Consider the following 18262-nt stretch of genomic DNA (forward strand, 5'->3'; position numbering starts at 1 on the left):
AAGCCCCTGGGAGCGGCTTTTTTATGAGCATGAATAAATTTCATTTTTGCCGCCGAAAAGCGGCCTTGATTGCGGTAGGCTTTTGCTAAAGTGCTATTTATTATACATTGAATTTATTATGTTTTATTCCTAATTGAGGATCTTTTTAGACTTTGGTCTAAAGCGCCGCTAATTCCTTGTGTATGAACCCAGTCTTTGAAAATTGTGGTTCTTGGGGTTGCAGAAAGTCTACAAACGGCGCTTTTCGCTCAAGCGGTTTCAAACGCTTGAGCGTGCTTTACCGCCAGCTTTATTTTAGGAACCGGTACTGCGGCATTCGGGCACAGGGCGGCGACTGACAGCGAACTGGCACAGACCCACCAGTAGCACAGAGGCCAGCATCAGCGCGGCAAAGGGCACGGCAGTACCTGTGTAAAACAGCGCCAGCAGCGGTCCCGCCAGAGCACCAAAGCCAAACCTCAGGGTGCCGATAACCGCGGTGGCTGTGCCTGTTTCCTGCTGAAACTTCATCAGTACTATGGCATCGGCGTTAACCGACATTATCCCCAGGCATCCCATCAGGGGGATCAGCATGGCCACGGTAAAGTGGTAACTCAAGTCGAGCAGGTTCACCAGTAACAGCCCGGTAGCGGCAATACTACCGAGCATAGTGGCGGCAACCAACATGCGTCTTGAGCCATAGCGACCAACAATGCGTGAGTTGATAATATTGGCCAGCATCAAGGCGCCTACGTTGGTACTGAATAGTATGGCAAACAGTGACTTATCCAAGTTAAATACCGACATATAGACAAACGGCGAGGCTGTCAGATAGCAGAAGAAGGCGAATGAAGTCAGCACGCCGCTGCCAATATGCAGCTTAACCCCTGGCCGGGTAAAGACGGTGGCATAGGCGCCAAAGAATGACTTGCGGCTGCGCTCGGCGCCTTGCATATCCGAAGGCAAACGTAGTTTCAGCAATACCAGCATGAGCAGCAGCAGGGCATAGAAGGCGAGAATAAAGAAAATCAAATGCCATTCACCCAGCTCCAGAATTAAGCTGCCTATGGATGGAGCCAGCAGTGGCGCCAGCATCATTATTAGGCTGACATAGGACATGCCCTTGGCCGTATTGTCACCATAGACCTCCTTGATATAGCCGGGGATCACCACGGTAGCGGCGGCGCCGATAAACGCCTGGACAAATCTGAGGCTTAAAAATATTTCTATCGTTTGCGACAGCGCCAATCCCAGGCTGACCAACATAAATCCCGATAGGCCAATGATCACCAAAGGGCGACGGCCGAAGCGATCGGCCAAAGGCCCAAAGGTAAGCATACCCAGAGAATACCCGGCCAGATACAGGCTCAGAGACTGCTGCACTGTAGTGATATCGGAATGGAAGCTTTCGGCTATGGTAGCCATGGCCGGCAGATACATGTCGATAGCCAAAGGCGTTATCGCCACGATGGCCGACAGCATGGGAATAAGCAAGGCCAGATGCAGCCCTTGGGGCGTGCGCCTGGTTATCTGGGGTTGGGTATCCAATTTAACCTCATTATATTGGCCAAAAAGCATTGGATGCTTGGTCAGGAGTGTGATTCATGCCACGAAAAAGGGCTTGGAGTTTATGTTAAGTCGTGGCGGCCAATTAGCCAATCCCCCCAAGTGTTTTCTTTACATTACTGACAAACAAAAGCGGAAATGTGAATAGTGAGAATATTTTATTTCGCCCTGGATGACTTCCTGGCATAAGCTCACTACATTATCCACTCAGGACAGTATGCGCTTAAATTGATGGAGTTGAGTGCTGAATATGCGAGTTAATTTTCCACAATGGAACACCAGGGAGTTGCTGACTCAATCACTTCCAGGGTTGGCAGGATTGCTGAATTATCAGAAAGAATGGTTGCGGGACGATCTTCGCGCCGCCTTGTCGGTAACCGCGGTGGCCTTGCCGGTAGCTATCGCCTATGCCCAGCTTACCGGAGTTAGTGCCGTGGCCGGGCTATACTCCTGTATTTTACCTATGTTGATTTATGCCCTGCTGGGTACATCGAGGCAACTGATAGTGGGTCCGGATGCCGCGACCTGCGCCGTAATTGCCGCTGTGGTGACGCCACTGGCCGCCGGCGATGCCAAGGTGCACTGGCAGTTGGTGATGACTATGACCCTGATGACGGGTATTTGGTGTTTGCTGGCCAGCCGTTTTCGGCTCGGGGTGCTTGCCGAGTTTCTCTCGCGGCCGATTTTGATGGGGCTGCTCAACGGGGTGGCGATAACCATTATCGTCGGCCAGTTCTCGAAGATTTTTGGCTTTAGCTTCGACTCCCGCTATTTGCTGGAGCGCCTGGCAGGCGGCGCCGAGTATCTGTCGCGCACCCACTGGCCAACATTGGGCATGAGTCTGGCCACCTTGCTGGTGTTCCTGCTGGTCAAGCGTCTGCGGCCGCAACTGCCTGCCTCCATGGTAGCGATTGCGGTGGCCGGATTATTGGTATGGCTGTTTGATTTGCAGCAGTATCAACTGGCGGTGGTCGGCACTATTGAAGGGGGGCTGCCGGAGTTTCAGGCACCGGTATTTGATTTGGGGCTCAGCCGTGAACTGGTGATGCCGGCGCTTAACCTTGCCATGGTGAGCTTTGTCTCCATGATGCTGACGGCGCGCAGCTTTGCCGCCAAAAACGGCTACGACATAGATCCCGATAAAGAGTTTCGCGCGCTTGGGGTAGCCAATATCGCCTCGGCGCTGTCTCAGGGTTTTGCCATCAGCGGCGCTGATTCGCGCACCGCGGTTAATGATGCCAATGGCGGCAAGTCGCAGTTGGTTTCTGTGATAGCGGCGCTGCTGATAGCCCTGGTGGCCCTGTTCCTGACTGCGCCGCTGCAATATATCCCTTCGGCGGCGCTCGGGGTGGTGCTGGTTATCGCATCGCTCTCTTTGATTGATATCAAGGGGATCTGGAAGCTGAGAAAGCGTGACAACGGCGCCTTTACCCTGGCGTTGATCACCCTGTTGGCCGTGCTCTTCATCGGGGTGATCCCGGGGATCACCCTGGCAGTGCTGCTGGGCTTGTTCCAATTTATCCGGGTAGTGATGAAACCCTCGGAGCAGCTGCTCGGTGTCGATCGCAAAGGGGTGCTGCGCAGTATCGACCGCAGTGACAAGGCTACGGCGATCCCGGGGATCATGATCTACCGTTTCAACTCACCCTTGACCTATTTCAACGCAGGTTATTTCAAACGCCAGTTGCTGGCCAGGTTAAAAGAGCAGCCCGAGCCGGTGGATTGCGTGATAGTCGATGCGGTGGCCTGTTTCAGTCATCTGGATATCAGTGTGATGGCCATGATTGCCGATTTGGCGCACCTGTTGAAGCGCCGCGGTGTCAGCCTGGTACTGGCGGGCCGTAAACGTCAACTGCTCAGCTGGTGTGAAGCAAGTGGCATAGATGTGGCGGAGGATGGTTTGATCATCAGGCCTGATTTGGCCTTGGCGGTGCGTATGCATCAAAACTACAAACAAGCGGTCGCTGAGGGCCAGGCCCCCGAAGTGCGGCGTTTGGCCGGCGATGATACCAGCGCCCCCAGACCGTCACACCTGTAAAACCTGGCGGGCTCCCGATAGCACGCAAACGCCTGCCAAGATTGCTCGGCAGGCGCTAAAGTGGCTGTTGCTCGCCGCTTTCCAGCCACAGTGGCTTGGGTTTCATGGCGCGGATAAACCAGGGGTGCTCGAGCCAGGCCTGCAGCCATTGAGTCAGACAGGGCAGGGGGGCTGCATTGAACCTGGCGCTATCCACATGGGCAAATTGGCGCACAAAAGGGAAGATGGCGAGGTCCGCCGCGCTCATACGCCCGAGCAACATGGCTTGCTCTTGCTGCCCTTGAGCCTCAGCCAGTCTCTGCTCCAGTGGCAGCAAGTACTCGAGCGCTTGTTCGAAATAGCTTTGCTGGCTGAACTCAGGGTAACGGTCAAAGTACTTGTATCTGTCCAGCAAAGGCTTGAATGCCCTGTCATTGGTTGCAATCAGTGCCGAGGTAAGGTTTTCTTCCTCAGGATTTTGCGGCAGCAATGAGTGGGGATCGGCTTGTGCCAATGCCCAGAAGAGGATATCCAGACTCTCGTCCAGCACTCTTCCATCAGCGAGTTGCATCACAGGCACTGTGCCCTTTGGCGATAGGGCCAGCATCTCCTGCGGCTTATTTTTCAGCAGAATTTCCCGCACCACAACAGACTGGTCGGCGGCAATCAAGCCCAGTCTGGCGCGCATGGCATAGGGGCAGCGGCGAAAGCTGTACAGCATAGTTCGACTGCTTACTTGAGTCACAAGAGTCCCTTGGCATTTCAATAAAACAGCCATTGTAGGAATGACTCGGGTGACAGGCAAGGTCGCCTGCCCAAAGACGTGTATAGGATTAAGTCGTTACGATACGGCTACTTGATTCAGAAATCGCCTAATAACCCTACTTTTTCTGTCTATTTGCGCTACTGTGATTGGGGTAGAATGGCGCCCCCATTTTGGGAGGCCGATCACCTAAGGAAGGTTCCAGAAGGTGAGGCTGTTATGCACTGGAAATTAGGTTCCAGCCAGCAGAAGTTGAGGTAATGATGTCCAAAATAGTTGTATGCGCTTTATATAAGTTTGTTTCCCTGCCGGATTATGAGGCTTTGCGTCAGCCGTTGCTCGAGACCATGGAAGACAATGGCATTCGCGGCACCTTGCTGCTGGCTGCCGAAGGCATTAATGGCACAGTGGCCGGCTCGGAAAGCGGCATCAATACCCTGATGGCCTGGTTGGATGCCCAGAATGGCCTGGATAATATCGTCTCCAAGCGCTCATTTGATGATGAGATGCCGTTTTACCGCACCAAGGTCAAACTCAAGAAAGAGATAGTCACCATGGGGGTGGAAGGCATAGATCCCAGAGAAGTGGTCGGCACCTATGTCAAACCCCAAGATTGGAATGCGCTGATCTCCGATCCCGATGTGCTGCTGGTTGATACCCGCAACGACTATGAAGTGCAAATTGGTACCTTCAAGAATGCCGTCAATCCCGAGACCGAGACTTTCCGCGAGTTCCCGGAATATGTGAAGCAGCAGCTGGATCCGGCCAAGCACAAGAAGGTAGCCATGTTTTGCACCGGCGGGATCCGCTGTGAAAAGTCCACCGCCTACCTTAAGCAACAAGGCTTTGATGAGGTGTATCACCTTGAAGGTGGGATCCTCAAATATCTGGAAGAAGTGCCCGAAGAGCAGAGTCTGTGGCAGGGAGAATGCTTTGTCTTCGACAACCGGGTTTCAGTGGATCACCAGTTGCAAAAAGGCCAGTACGATCAGTGTAATGCCTGCCGGATGCCGATAACCGAGGCCGATATGCAGAGCCCGGCCTATGAGCAGGGTGTCAGCTGTCCCCATTGCATAGATAAGCTGGATGAAAAGCAGCGCCGGCGCTTTATCGAGCGTGAGCGGCAGATGCAACTGGCCAAGCGCCGCGGTGAGGCTCACATAGGCGCCGATGTCAAAGAAGTGATCCATAAGCGCCGTGAGCAAAAACAGCGTCAGAAAGAGCAGGCCAAGCAAACCTCTTGATAGCGGTAAAAGTTGAAGCAGGAAATGAGCAGTAGCTACTGAATTCTGTCGTTCGACTGTGAGTTCGGGCAAATAGTTTGGTCTGAGCTACTACAGCGAATGCGGTTTACTGCTCGTTTCCACGTTTCTAATATTGTCGCAGGCGCTGAATATCTTTTTGGGGCGGTAATCCAAATAAACGACTGTATTCACGACTAAACTGAGAGGCACTTTCATAGCCCACCAGATTACTGGCTTGAGTTGCGTCAAGACCATTTAATAGCATCTGCTCCCGCGCTTCTTGTAGCCTTAGGTTTTTCATGTATTGCAACGGGCTGCTGCCAGTCAAGGCTTTAAAGTGCACTCGAAAGCTTGAAGCGCTCATGTGCGCCTGCCCCGCTAGCTCATTCATGCCGACGGTTTCGGTGAAGTTCTTCTTCATCCACGTCACGATTTTCAGGATGTGATTGCTGGGCGAACCGACTGATGCAATATGGCGCAGTTGCATGCCATGCGGCCCATGAAGCAAGCGGATCACGAGTTCCTTTTTTATCAGTGGCACCAAACTCGCGAGATACTCAGGCTCTTGCTCCAACGCTAGCAGACGGCTCATCGTCCGGTATATGCCATCGTCCATGTTCTGAATGGAAATCGATTGATACTCAAAGTGACGATCCGGCTTGTCGAGCTGCAACTCCGTGCACGTTTGCATGATCAGGTCATAATCTAATTTCAGGGCGAGCGCCAAAAATGGCTGATGGCGCATCGCCTCCGTCACATGCGATACAATCGGTGTGTCAAAGGTGGTCAACATTGATTGCCCGGCTTCGACAGGGACTTGCCTGTCATCAATCGCCAGTTGCTTGCTCCCTTGTAAGATCAGCGAAAATCCAAGGCTATAAATGCAATGCAGCGGCGCTGTCGGCGTATTTCGAATATGCACTTCAAGCCCGGGGATATCGGTGACGTAGCTGCCCTCTTTACTGCTGTAGGCGCGCACTTGATCCACCAGCGCTTGATTGGCGTTATTGCTGTTCATCACGTTCACCTGCTCTGTCGTTGATTCTTTTCATATTGTATTTTTCATCGAATCGTTGGGTTAACTCTTGCGAGGATATTTGGCTTCCCATTCTTCCCCGCTTCACGTATTGATGAGCAAAACTGATCGCGCCTTTCGAACGCACGAGTGCTTCAAATTCATCAATAAAATGCTGCTTAAATTGACTGTTAAACGTATTCACCAACACCACATGTTTGTTGGTGAAATCGGTATTGTTCGCAAATTGCCAGATCGGTGGCGCTGGGCTGTATAGCCAGATGGGCGATCCCAGATACACGGTGTCATAGTGCGAAACATCGATATGATTCGGCGTGATGTCCGCGAAATCGTTCCGAGCATCGCTCAATGCGTTTATCCAGCCAACCATTCCAAGCTGATAGTCGTTTGCCACTAATTCATGGACATCCGCATCCAACGTTTCAGCAATGTGATCGGCTAAAACGCCCGTGTTCCCTGAACGAGAAAAGACGACAACAGCCACGTTTCGAGGCTTTTCCGAAGCGCTGTGATGTTTTAAATCATCGTGCTTGGAATCATTGTGCTTTAACGCGTGATTTCTTAACACCTGATTGGCCGCATCTTGTGCATTTTCAATACGCGTAACCACAAATGCAACCACGAACAAGATGAGAGCGAGCGCCAACAGCAACATCAGGAACAAACGGATCATCAGTGCCATCCCTTACGATTTAAAAAAGGTGAATGTTGCGTTCTTTACTCACGCGAAGAACGCATTGAAGTCACTTATTGGAGATATTTCGCCAAGAATGGCGCCATGCGTTCCATGGCCAAACTCACCGCCTCGGGATGGTCATACAGCTCGTAGTGCGACCAATTCTCCAGATCCACCAATTGACGATCTTTCGAAGCCGCCGCTCGACCATAAATTTCTTGCCCATCACGGAACGCGCCAAACGCGCCCACTTTCTGGCCAACCACCGCCATCATGGGTTGTGTCATCAAGGTTTCTGCAAATGCGAAGGCATCCCAGCTTAATGTCTTTTGAGCGTGAGAAAAGACCATGCGCGTTGCGCCGCCTTCCGACTGCCCCCGCGGTGTTTTGTAGTACTCTGTGGCTTCAAACACATCGCGATCGGTCAAACCGTTTTCTTTTGCAAATTCGAGGCTTGGTGGCAACAGTTCATTCACTTGTAACTCAGCACCACGAGCTTCAGCAGTGCGTTGCGTTGCCATGGCTTCCAATGTGCCGATGGGGTTGTACAAGCTAAACCCTTCGCGGAATAAACGACCCACATTAACCGGTGTAATACCCACAACGGCTTTCAGACGTTTCTCGGTCAGGGCAGAATTGAGAATGTAACCGCCACCACCACAGATGCCCAATCCGCCAATGCGGGTCTCATCCACATAAGGCAAGGTGACGGCATAATCGATCACGCGGCTGATGTCTTCGACGCGTTGCGTAGGATCTTCCACATAACGGGGCATGCCGCCCGACTCACCTTGAAAACTCGCATCAAAGGCAATCACAACATAGCCTAATTCAGTCAACGCCTTACCATAAACTGCGCTGGAGGTTTGCTCTTTGCAGCTCCCAAATGGGTGAACACTAACCATGGTCGGATAGCGTTTTGCTGCGTCAAAGCCGTCTGGCAACAAGATGAATGCGGCCATATCCCAAGCCATATCGGCGTTTCGGAACGAGACTTTTTTAATATCCATCATTTTTATCCTCGTGGAAGGCTCAACGCATTGAGCCTTCGTCGATATTCATCGTGCGTGTTACAACGTGCGTTGGAAGAATGGTGCAAGTACGCCAATGGCTTCAGCAATCGGTGACTCGCCATCGTAGAGGTCCATGTGGTTGGCACCATCGACAATGTACATCTGTTTGTCGTTGCTCGCCGCACGCGCCATCAGATCATCACTCATCCATTTGCTGCCCGCATTGCTGCCGACCACGGTTAAAAGAGGCTGCGTGAGGAACGCTTCCGCTTTAAAGAATGCATCATACGAGATGATTTGAGTCAGGCTACGAGCCGTCGCAAAACCCGGAGCGGTGCAATACGCCGCGCGATCGGTATGGTAATACTCCCAAGCCTGACGCAGCTCTTCATTCGGTGCATCTTCTTCCTTCATCGGCGCCATTGGCATGGTTGCAGGCTCCGCGCCACTCGCATCAGCAGTGCGCGCACCAGAACCGGCTTCAAGGTAAGGAATCGCATCGCTGTCTTTGACGTTGTTGTCCCAACCGTTGCGGAACATTTGGCCGATGTTCACCATGCTGACCGTACCCACAGCTTTGATGCGACGATCATTGATGGCGGCATTGGCGGTATAACCCGCACCCGCACAGATCCCCATCGCACCAATGCGGTCGTTGTCGACGTAATCCAGTGTGGTGAGGTAATCAATCACGGCACTCACATCTTCCGAACGTACGTGTGGGTTTTCCAACTGGCGCGGATTGCCGGTACTTTCACCTTGATAAGACGCATCATAAGCAATGGCAACAAACCCGTGCTCTGCAAGTTTTTTTGCGTATGTACCCGCGGTTTGCTCTTTCACACCACCACCTGGGTGCGACACTACAATCGCGGGGTAACGCTTGGTCGCATCAAAATTGTCTGGGAAGTTGATCAGCCCAGCGAGCGTAATGTCCAGACCGTTGGTATTGGGGAAGTAGACTTTGTTCATTTGGGTTGCTCCTAACTAGAATTGGTCGTTATCAGGAAGTATTGCTGAAACAGTGTTTGTCATTTGCTCCTGAATTAGCACCAGTATAGGCAGGGGATGCCGAGTAAGTTTGCCTAAAATGACGAGTTGCTTGCCTGATTTGCCTTAATGCCTGAAATAACGAATTGAAATGCTTTTGTGAAACGTTTCCTAATGATGAAATCTATTAATACACTGATAAACAAGGCATATTTATATATATTTGAAGAGGGTGCCTTTGTGGGATCCAACAGGTTCTAGTGTTGGTTAAGTGCTTGCTCTGTCATTGTTTTCCCAAATTGCCAAACAGTTGCAACCAGTCGGTGACAAACACATAAGAACCAAATGGCTCTTTTATCATAGTTTTCCTGAGCTTTTCAGTGCTTCTCTGGTGGATATTCAAGCTATGGTCTGGTGGCTGCGACCACTGTTTTTCGATAGTCAGAACAAACAAGTGTCTCCTTTGACATATTTCCTATCCAATCCCCATTCAGGTTTCTTGGCCAAAAAGCCAGCTTTTCCTTTGAGTTGTGTCGTTTAAACGCAGAGCTTCACATAACTGCAATCTTGATTAATCAAATCTGTCATCTGGATCCCTGACAATCAGGCCGCTTTATTTTTAATAGCGAACAATTTACTTCAACCCAATACGGATGATGAAAGTGATGAAAAATAGATTAGCTGCGTTGATCTCATGCAGCCTGGTAACCATGGCGGCCAATAGCGCCGTGTTACCCAGTGTTCAAACTGACAGCCATTGGTATAAGGAAAGCGCCCAGCGGGTGTCAGACAAGGCTACATTAGAATCAAAAGCAAAAGCCAAAAACGTCATTTTGTTTGTCGGTGACGGCATGGGGATCTCCACCTTGACTGCTGCGCGTATCTACCAAGGACAGCAGCTGGCCGGTAACCAGGGTGGTGAAGAGAATTTCCTGAGTTTTGAGAAGTTTGACCATACCGCATTGATCAAGACCTATAACACCAACCAGCAAACACCGGACAGCGCAGGCACCATGACGGCCATTGCGACCGGGGTAAAGTCCAAAGCGGGGGTGATTTCGGTATCCGAACAGAGCCTTCGTGGCAACTGCCTGTCATCCAAAGGCAATGAGCTGGTGACTCTGGTGGATCTGGCCAATGCCAAAGGCTTATCTACCGGTGTGGTGAGCACTGCACGTATCACCCACGCCACTCCGGCAGCAACCTATGCCCATAGCCCGGAGCGCGACTGGGAATCTGACGCCAACCTGCCTGCCGAGGCGGTAGCCAACGAGTGTAAAGATATCGCCTACCAGATGGTGATGCGCGATAAAGACAATGCCCTGTCAGTCGCCCTGGGCGGCGGTCGGCGTGCCTTTATCCCTGAAACAGTGACTGATGGCGAGAACAAGAAAGGGCAGCGTAAGGATGGCCTGGACTTGACCAAGGCTTGGGTCGACAACCTGGACAACGCCGCCTATGTATGGAATAGCGCAGAGTTTGATGCCATAGATGCCGGCACTACAGATCACCTGCTGGGCTTGTTCAACTCCTCCCATATGGAATATGAAGCGGACCGCGCCGATGATGTGGGCGGCGAACCTTCATTGACCCAGATGACAGCAAAATCTCTCGAGATTTTGCAGAAGAACGACAAGGGCTATCTGCTGATTGTCGAGTCGGGTCGTATCGACCATGGTCACCACGCCGGTAACGCCAAGCGCGCCCTGGCCGATGCGGTGGAACTCTCCAACGCCGTTAAGGCGGCGGTCGAAAACACCAACCCGGAAGAGACGCTCATTCTGGTCACCGCCGACCACAGCCACGTGTTCACCATCGCAGGTTATCCGAAGCGGGGTAACCCCATTCTTGGTCTGGTGCACGGCGTAGATGGAAACCTTTCTACTGCCCTCGACGGTAAGCCATACACCACCTTGGGTTATACCAATGGCCCGGGCGCAGTTGTGGGGAACCGTGACGACCTGACCTCAGTGGACACTCAAGACAAAGACTTTATGCAACAAGCTCTGATTCCTATGGGAAGTGAAACCCACGCCGGTGAAGATATCAGTTTGCATGCCACAGGCCCCGGCGCCAACCTGGTGCAGGGTGTAATGGAGCAGAACGTGATTTTCCACATTATCAATCAAGCCCAAGAGCTTGGCGGTACTAAGTATTAATTGGGAGCAAGGAAATGAATAAGAAATTACTGGTACTGTCTTTGGCCGCGATTCTCGGTTTGGCGGCCTGTGGAAGTGACGGTGACAACGGCAAGGACGGCACCGCAGGTACCCCGGGCACGGATGGAAGCAACGGCAGTGACGGAAAAGACTGGACCGCCGTTAATCAATGGTATGTCGATGGTCAAAACCGCGTCACCAAGGCATCCAATATGAGTAATAACACTCAGGCGGGGGCGGCGAAAAACATCATCTTGTTTGTCGGCGATGGCATGGGCGTTTCAACTGTGACGGCGGCGCGGATCCTCGATGGTCAGCTCAAGGGGCAAACCGGAGAGGAAAACTCACTCTCCTTTGAGACTCTGCCTTATCTTGGCCTGGCCAAGACATATAACGTTGATGGTCAAACCCCGGATTCGGCCGGCACCATGACGGCCATGGTCACCGGGGTGAAGACGGACGTTGGCGTGATCTCACAGGCTGAAGGTGTCGAGCGCGGTGTTTGTTCCTCCGTCAGCGGTCAAAACCTGGTGACTTCGCTGGAGCTGGCCGCCATGGCGGGCATGGCTACCGGTGTGGTTTCAACGGCACGTATCACTCACGCTACCCCGGCTGCCACTTATGCCCATGTGCCGGATCGCGACTGGGAAGCGGACAGCAACTTGCCGGCCGAAGCCGTCAGCAACGGCTGTAAAGACATTGCCGCCCAGATGCTGGACTTCAATAACGGCAAAGGGATCAATGTGGTTATGGGCGGTGGTCGCCGCGCGTTTATTCCCAACACTACTATCGATCCTGAAGGCAAAGCGGGTAAGCGTAACGATGGTCGCGATCTGACCGCCGAGTGGCTGTCCCAGTACCCCAACGCCAGTTACGTTACCGACCGTGACAGCTTCCTGGCGATGGATACCGGCAGCACAGAGCATGCGCTGGGGCTGTTTAACTCCTCTCATATGGAATATGACTACGACAGAGTCGAGACCGGTGTTACCGGCGAGCCTTCTCTGGCAGAGATGACGGCCAAGAGTATCGATATTCTGAAAAAGAACGACAAAGGCTTTGTCCTGATAGTTGAAGCCGGTCGTATCGACCATGCTCACCATGCCGGTAATGCGGCCCGTGCCCTGCACGACACCATAGCCTTGTCTGAGGCGGTACGTGTCGCCATGGAGAAGACTTCGGCCAATGACACCTTGCTGATGGTTACCGCCGACCACAGCCATGTGTTCACCATCGCCGGCTATCCGACCCGAGGTAATCCTATCCTGGGCCTGGTGAAGAGTAACGATGCCAACGGTCAGCCGTCGGTCACCAACTCTACCGATGCCAACGGCATGCCTTATACCACGGTTGGTTATGCCAATGGCCTGGGCTTTGGCTCGCTGGCGACCGGTGGCGATGAGCGTTACAACTATGCCGCCGAGCCTGGTCGGGTGGATCTGAATTACATAGACACCCAGAGTGTGGGGTTCCATCAGGAGGCATTGGTGCCGCTGGAAAGTGAAACCCATGCCGGTGAAGATGTGGCCATCTTCGCTCGCGGCCCGGGTGCCAGCCTGGTCCAGGGTACGGTTGAGCAGAACCACATCTTCCATGTGATGAACTTTGCCGGTGATTTGGTCAATAAGGCCGAGGCCGCCGCGGCGCAATAAGGTTTAGCGTTTCGCAGCCTGATGCCCCTGCCTGCCCCTAGTTTCAGGCAGGGTGTCAGGCTGCTTCTTTGGTTTTGGTCTTTGGTTTTAGTCTTTTGTTTTAGAGTCATATCAGTAGGTTTATTATGTCCCGTGTAACATTCAAGCCAGCGTTACCCTGTTTTTCCCGCGTAGCACTTCATATCGCTCCTCGCACAGCTCTTTGCACAGCTCATTGCACAGCCCCTCGCGTTCTTGGTCGCCCACTCGCATTGTCAATCACATTGTCACTCACGCTGTCACTCGCTTTGGGGATCACAGCTTCTCTGGGGCAGTTTGCCATGGCCAATACCCAGTCTGTCAGCAACCAGCCTGGCAGCCAGGAGCACGCCCATGTCAAAGCGGGCGGCTCAATTGGCGATGATACTAATGTTTGTGCCGCCAAACCCGGTCGTTTTCAAGCCAGCTATCAGATCACCGTTGGCAGCGGTGAGCAGGCCAGGCAGCAGCAACTGACCCTGACGCGCTTTGACGATACCATCATCTATCAGCGCAGCCCTGTCAGCTATGAGGCTTGGCATAAAAATGGCGAGTATGTGCGTTATTTCCCCCAGGAGAAACGCTCTATCAGCTATCGCCGCGGCGATCTCTTGGCGCTGAATATTCACACCGATCTCGATAGGCAGTTCCACCTGATATCGCCTGCTGCCTTGAGTCAATTTGAAAAGGGCCAAAGCCTGCAGGATAGCTGCTTCACCCGTCAGAGCTATTCCTTTAATAGCAAGGGTCATGAAGAGAACCATAGTCATGACGAAGGTCATGAAGAAAGTCATGAAGAAAGTCATGAAGAAAGTCATGAAGAAAGTCATGAAGAAAACCATAGTCACGCGAACAAAAGTGCCACCGAGTCGCAGTCTTTGCAACTGAGCTGGATAAGCGAGCTGGAACTGCCGGCCGAGATGACCATCACTCAAGGTGAGCAGCGTATTGTTTATCGGCTCAGCAAACTGACGCCTGTGAGCCAGGAGGGTTTCAAGCGGCTTACCTCAGGTTTCCAGGACCTCGATTTTGCCGATGTGGGCGACAGTGAGTCTGACCCTTTTATTGCCAAGATGATCACTCAGGGCTTTATTCAACATGGCAGCTCAGGTTTCTACTCGGCAGATGGTCAGCAGCTTGAAGGCGGGCATCACAGCCACTGACATCATAGCCACTGATTAGCCCCAGTTACCGATATAACAAGGGCCTAGTCACAGGACGTCAGTTATCGGCATAACTTATCTGCAGCTCAAAACCCAACTGGGCGAGCTGCTTTTGCTCCCGCTGTAGGTCTTTGGCAAACAGGCTGATGCGTTGACGTGGCTCGGGCAGGCTTATCTGCATACCTGTTGCCGTGGGTTTTACCCGGGTGATTTTCAAGCTGCGGGCGATACGGCCGAGATTCAGCAACACGGCGAGCCGCAGCAGCGCCATTAGGCGGATTAGGGGTAATTTCTGAGCGGGCTCCAGTTGTGCCAGCGCCTCCAGGTTGGGTTTCTTGCGCTGGTTGCCAATCAGCAGTGCCAGCAGCTGTTGCTGCTCTTGGCTGAAACCGGGCAGATCGCTATTGGCTATGATGTAGGCGCCGTGTTTGTGGTGAGCGCGGGAATTGATATGGATCCCTATCTCATGCAGTTTCACCGCATGTTCCAGCAGGGAGCGCCAGGGCTCGAGTTGCCAACAGTCGGCAACAGCATCAAACAGCTGTTTGGCGGAAGTGGCCACCTTGGCGGCATGGTTCAAGTCCACATGATAGAGTTTGGCCATGCTCTCGACAGTGCGGCCGCTGACATCACCGAATTGGCTGATCCCGGCAAGTTCGTAAAGTACGCCTTCGCGCAGAGCCCCTTGCGCAAACTGCAACTCGGTGACCGGCAGCCTCTTGAAGAAGCTGATCAGGATAGCCAGCCCCGCCGGTAGCAAAGGCGCACGTTTGCTGTCCACCTGCGGCAGTTCAATCTGATCCACATGCCCCCAGTCCAGCAACTGCTGTTTCAGTTGCTTGAGCCTGGGCAGAGTGATGGTTTCATCGTTGAAGAAGTGCTGCATCGCCTCGCAGATGGCCTTGACACTGCCAGAGCTGCCGAGAGTGAGATCCCACTGGCCACTGAAATATTCCTTGGCCAGTGAGGCAAACTGTTTATCGGCCGCTGCCTGGGCGGCGCGAAAGTTCTCCAGCGTCAACTTGCCGTCGACAAAGTATTTCTGGTTATAACTGACACAGCCACAGCGCAGGCTGGAGAGTATCTGCGCCTGAGTCTTGTGGCCAAGCACCACTTCGGTGGAGCCTCCGCCGATATCTATGATGAGGTTGCGCTCTGCCAGCTCCTGGCTGTGGGCTATGCCCTTGTAGATAAGGCGCGCCTCTTCATGGCCGGAGACCACTTCGACCGGGTAGGGCATAATGGCCCTGGCAGCCTCGATAAAGGCCTCACGGTTACGGGCGACTCTCAGAGTGTGGGTGGCCACCAGTCTGACTCTGGCCTGATCCAGAGTGGAAAACCTGAGGTTGAAATCCTTGAGGCAGGCGAGACCGCGCGCTATGGCGTCATTATCCAGCCTGTTGTCCTGATCCAGCCCCTCGGCCAACTGTACCAGACGTTTCTCTTTATGCAGGATCTGAATGCTGCCATCCTGCTCGCGGGCTATCACTAGATGAAAGCTGTTGGAGCCCATATCCACAGCGACAAAATGCTTGGGTGTTGCAGTCAAGGTGGTCCTCATTTTGCTATTGCGTCGGTTCCTGGGGCTTGGCCAGATCCAGTTGCCGCTGTTTTTCGTAGTTGCCCAGATACTGATGTATGGCTATCTGGGATCTTACCTTACGCTTGTTGCCCCGCTTACGGTAGGGGTTGGATTGATCTTTGTTGATCACCCGCGCCTTGATGTTGTCGGTAAATTGCAGCGCCAGGGTATCGAGGATCATCTGCTTCAAGCCAGGATCATATACCGGGGTGCTGACTTCAATACGGTTATCGATATTACGCCCCATCCAGTCGGCGGAGCAGAGAAAGAGTTTGTTTTCACCGCCTGAGTGGAACAGCATCACCCGCGAGTGCTCGAGGAATCGGTCCACTATGCTGAAGACCTCAATATTGTTGCTGATCCCGGGAATATCGGGAATAAGCGCGCACATGCCGCGAATAAGCAGACGGATTTTGACGCCGGCGCTGGAAGCTTCATACAGCTTTTGGATCATCGCCTCATCCACCAGATTATTGAGCTTGAGGGTGATGGCGGCCTTGATGCCGCTCTGGGCATTGATGATCTCTTGCTCGATAAGGCCGGTCAGCTTCTGGCGCGCATCATAGGGTGAAACTATCAGATGCTGGAAGTTATCCCGTCTGTAAGGGTGCTCAATCAACTCAAATACCTGCTCTATCTCGGCGGCAATTTCCTGATTGGCGGTAAACAGCGAAAGGTCGGTGTACACCCTGGCCGTGCCCTCGTTGAAGTTGCCCGAGCCAATATGGCCATAGAGGCGCATTGCACCGGCTTCCTCGCGGCCGATAAGGCACATCTTGGCATGGACCTTCAAGCTTGGGATCCCATGGTGCACCTTGACACCGGCCTCGGCGAGCACCCGGCTCCACTCGATATTGGCCTGCTCATCGAAACGGGCCCTGAGTTCAATCACTGTGGTGACCTGTTTGCCGTTTTTCACTGCATCTATCAGCGACTGGATGATATGGGACTTTCTCGCCACCCGATAGAGGCTGATTTTGATGAACTTGACGGCAGGATCATAGGCCGCTTGGCGTACCAGCTCGGTAAAGTGGGAAAACTTGTGATAGGGGTAATAAAGCATGATGTCGCCGCGGCGAATGGCGTCAAACTTGTTGGCACAGACACTGAATCCGGCCGAGTCCAGTGCCGGAAGCTTGTCGTTTTCCAGGTATTTGCGTCCCGGATTGGGAAAGCCGATAAAGTCCTTGAAACTGTGGTAACGGCCGCCGGGGATCAGGCACTCGGTATTGGAGATATTCAGCTGCGCCGTGAGCATGCTTAGCATATGCTCCGGCATCTCTTTGTCATACACCAGACGCACAGGCTCGGCGGTGAGGCGCTTTTTCAGGCCCTTGGTGAGCTTTTCCAGTTGGCTCTGTTCCAGCTCATCGGTGAGATCGAAGTCGGCATCGCGGGTCAGCTTCATGGAGAAGACTTCAATCTCTTCATATTCGAAGAAGGGGGCGAATAGCTCATCGACACAGTGCCTTATTATGTTGTCTAGCAAAATCAAATGCTTGCGGCGCTTTGAGGTTTCTGCCGGCAGTTGGATGAAACGCGGCACATTCTTGGTGGGCACTTCCACCAGGGCGTACTGACGCTTTTCCCGGCTGTAGAGGCACACCGCCAGATAAGTGGTGTCATCGTTGAGTTGTTTGAACAGCTCGGAGCGGTTGCTGAGGATAAGCGGCGTGATGTGGCGCTTTAGCTGATCCTTGAAATGCTTTTTCAGCCACTGGCTGTGAAAATCGCTCAACTGTTTCTCATTGATGAGAAAGATGCTGTGTCTTGCCAGTTCCCGCATTAACTCGCCGTAAATGGCGTCGAAACGCTCTTGCAGTATCAATACCTTGGTCTGGATCTTGGCCATCAAATGGCGGCTGGAGTTGCGACCTTCCTGCAGGCTGGATAACAGAATCGAGCGGCGCACCGCAGCAACCCTGACCCGGAAGAACTCATCCATATTGTTGGAGAATATGCCCAGAAAGCGAACCCGTTCCACCAGTGGAACCAGAGGGTCGGCTGCTTCCTGCAAGACTCTTTCATTGAAAGACAGCCAGGAAAGCTCCTTATCCAGAGAAAATTTTTCGACGGACGGTGACACGGCAAAGACTCCTCGTGAGCAGACGCCGGACATAGAAAAAGCCCGGCAGATATACAATAACACTCCGATATCCGCTTGTAATCAGAGAATAAAGGCGGGCGCAGTTTCTTGGTTTTACGCTATTTCGGCCCGGCTCAGGTTTGCATTCGGGGCTGCGCCGGCGCTAAGGAAGGTGCGAACAAGCCCCATGTGTGCTCTGCATCGGCTTATAGACCTGGATGCAAGGCGCGGTTTGCAGCAAATGGCCTTAACCCTTTGTCCTTTGCAAGAACGCAAGAGCGCAAGAAGCATTCCCTAAAGGTAGAGCGAATTTATGTC

Annotated in this window: 13 protein-coding genes; 5 read left to right on the plus strand and 8 right to left on the minus strand. The window is 52.9% G+C overall.

Annotated features, from left to right (window positions below):
• Positions 1–294: 294 nt before the first annotated feature.
• On the minus strand, positions 295–1527 hold the full coding sequence (locus E1N14_RS09390; protein ID WP_025009511.1) for a multidrug effflux MFS transporter: 1233 nt from the start codon (positions 1525–1527) through the stop codon (positions 295–297).
• A 268-nt stretch (positions 1528–1795) separates the two neighbouring features.
• On the opposite strand from E1N14_RS09390, the gene E1N14_RS09395 reads away from it, so the two are divergent.
• Positions 1796–3583 carry a SulP family inorganic anion transporter gene (locus E1N14_RS09395; protein ID WP_062793667.1) on the plus strand — a complete coding sequence of 596 codons (1788 nt, stop codon included), beginning with the start codon at positions 1796–1798 and terminating at the stop codon, positions 3581–3583.
• Positions 3584–3638: 55 nt separating this feature from the next.
• Here the strand turns inward: E1N14_RS09395 and E1N14_RS09400 are convergent, their stop codons facing one another.
• A complete protein-coding gene (locus tag E1N14_RS09400; RefSeq protein WP_025009512.1) occupies positions 3639–4283 on the minus strand; it encodes a glutathione S-transferase in 645 nt (214 codons plus the stop codon).
• A 305-nt stretch (positions 4284–4588) separates the two neighbouring features.
• Here E1N14_RS09400 and trhO point away from each other — a divergent pair, with 305 nt between their 5' ends.
• A complete protein-coding gene (trhO, locus tag E1N14_RS09405; protein ID WP_025009513.1) occupies positions 4589–5569 on the plus strand; it encodes an oxygen-dependent tRNA uridine(34) hydroxylase TrhO in 981 nt (326 codons plus the stop codon).
• 127 nt (positions 5570–5696) lie between these two features.
• Here the strand turns inward: trhO and E1N14_RS09410 are convergent, their stop codons facing one another.
• The 4 genes from E1N14_RS09410 to E1N14_RS09425 all read right to left on the minus strand — a co-directional run bounded on the left by E1N14_RS09410 (position 5697) and on the right by E1N14_RS09425 (position 9266).
• Complete coding sequence (locus E1N14_RS09410) at positions 5697–6587, minus strand: AraC family transcriptional regulator (RefSeq protein ID WP_037436471.1); 891 nt, start codon at positions 6585–6587, stop codon at positions 5697–5699.
• Complete coding sequence (locus E1N14_RS09415) at positions 6574–7278, minus strand: flavodoxin family protein (protein WP_025009515.1); 705 nt, start codon at positions 7276–7278, stop codon at positions 6574–6576. Before E1N14_RS09415 ends, E1N14_RS09410 begins: the two co-directional genes overlap by 14 nt.
• Positions 7279–7352: 74 nt before the next feature.
• Positions 7353–8294: an alpha/beta hydrolase gene (locus E1N14_RS09420; protein WP_247600882.1), complete on the minus strand. Its 942-nt coding sequence runs from the start codon at positions 8292–8294 to the stop codon at positions 7353–7355.
• A gap of 57 nt (positions 8295–8351) precedes the next feature.
• Positions 8352–9266: an alpha/beta hydrolase gene (locus E1N14_RS09425; RefSeq protein ID WP_025009517.1), complete on the minus strand. Its 915-nt coding sequence runs from the start codon at positions 9264–9266 to the stop codon at positions 8352–8354.
• 674 nt (positions 9267–9940) lie between these two features.
• Here E1N14_RS09425 and E1N14_RS09430 point away from each other — a divergent pair.
• The 3 genes from E1N14_RS09430 (at position 9941) to E1N14_RS09440 (ending at position 14276) form a co-directional block, all read left to right on the plus strand.
• The gene (locus E1N14_RS09430; RefSeq protein WP_025009518.1) at positions 9941–11443 is read left to right on the plus strand and encodes an alkaline phosphatase family protein; all 1503 of its coding nucleotides are present in this window, start codon (positions 9941–9943) and stop codon (positions 11441–11443) included.
• A gap of 14 nt (positions 11444–11457) precedes the next feature.
• Positions 11458–13095, plus strand: coding sequence for an alkaline phosphatase family protein (locus E1N14_RS09435; protein WP_062793668.1), 1638 nt, complete (start codon positions 11458–11460; stop codon positions 13093–13095).
• Positions 13096–13346: 251 nt separating this feature from the next.
• Positions 13347–14276 carry a hypothetical protein gene (locus tag E1N14_RS09440; protein WP_025009519.1) on the plus strand — a complete coding sequence of 310 codons (930 nt, stop codon included), beginning with the start codon at positions 13347–13349 and terminating at the stop codon, positions 14274–14276.
• Between the two features lie 58 nt (positions 14277–14334).
• Here E1N14_RS09440 and ppx read toward each other — a convergent pair whose 3' ends face one another.
• Complete coding sequence (ppx, locus tag E1N14_RS09445; RefSeq protein ID WP_025009520.1) at positions 14335–15825, minus strand: exopolyphosphatase; 1491 nt, start codon at positions 15823–15825, stop codon at positions 14335–14337.
• 16 nt (positions 15826–15841) lie between these two features.
• Positions 15842–17977 carry a polyphosphate kinase 1 gene (gene ppk1, locus E1N14_RS09450; protein ID WP_174840002.1) on the minus strand — a complete coding sequence of 712 codons (2136 nt, stop codon included), beginning with the start codon at positions 17975–17977 and terminating at the stop codon, positions 15842–15844.
• Positions 17978–18262: the final 285 nt, after the last annotated feature.

It is taken from the genome of Shewanella algae (assembly GCF_009183365.2).
GTDB classification, from domain to species: Bacteria; Pseudomonadota; Gammaproteobacteria; order Enterobacterales; family Shewanellaceae; genus Shewanella; species Shewanella algae.

Coding starts and splice junctions, on each gene's coding strand:
- E1N14_RS09395 (WP_062793667.1), top strand. CDS start 1,796: ATGCGAGTTAATTTTCCACAATGGAACACCAGGGAGTTGCTGACTCAA.
- E1N14_RS09400 (WP_025009512.1), bottom strand. CDS start 4,283: ATGCTGTACAGCTTTCGCCGCTGCCCCTATGCCATGCGCGCCAGACTG.
- trhO (WP_025009513.1), top strand. CDS start 4,589: ATGTCCAAAATAGTTGTATGCGCTTTATATAAGTTTGTTTCCCTGCCG.
- E1N14_RS09410 (WP_037436471.1), bottom strand. CDS start 6,587: ATGAACAGCAATAACGCCAATCAAGCGCTGGTGGATCAAGTGCGCGCC.
- E1N14_RS09415 (WP_025009515.1), bottom strand. CDS start 7,278: ATGATCCGTTTGTTCCTGATGTTGCTGTTGGCGCTCGCTCTCATCTTG.
- E1N14_RS09420 (WP_247600882.1), bottom strand. CDS start 8,294: ATGATGGATATTAAAAAAGTCTCGTTCCGAAACGCCGATATGGCTTGG.
- E1N14_RS09425 (WP_025009517.1), bottom strand. CDS start 9,266: ATGAACAAAGTCTACTTCCCCAATACCAACGGTCTGGACATTACGCTC.
- E1N14_RS09430 (WP_025009518.1), top strand. CDS start 9,941: ATGAAAGTGATGAAAAATAGATTAGCTGCGTTGATCTCATGCAGCCTG.
- E1N14_RS09435 (WP_062793668.1), top strand. CDS start 11,458: ATGAATAAGAAATTACTGGTACTGTCTTTGGCCGCGATTCTCGGTTTG.
- ppk1 (WP_174840002.1), bottom strand. CDS start 17,977: ATGTCCGGCGTCTGCTCACGAGGAGTCTTTGCCGTGTCACCGTCCGTC.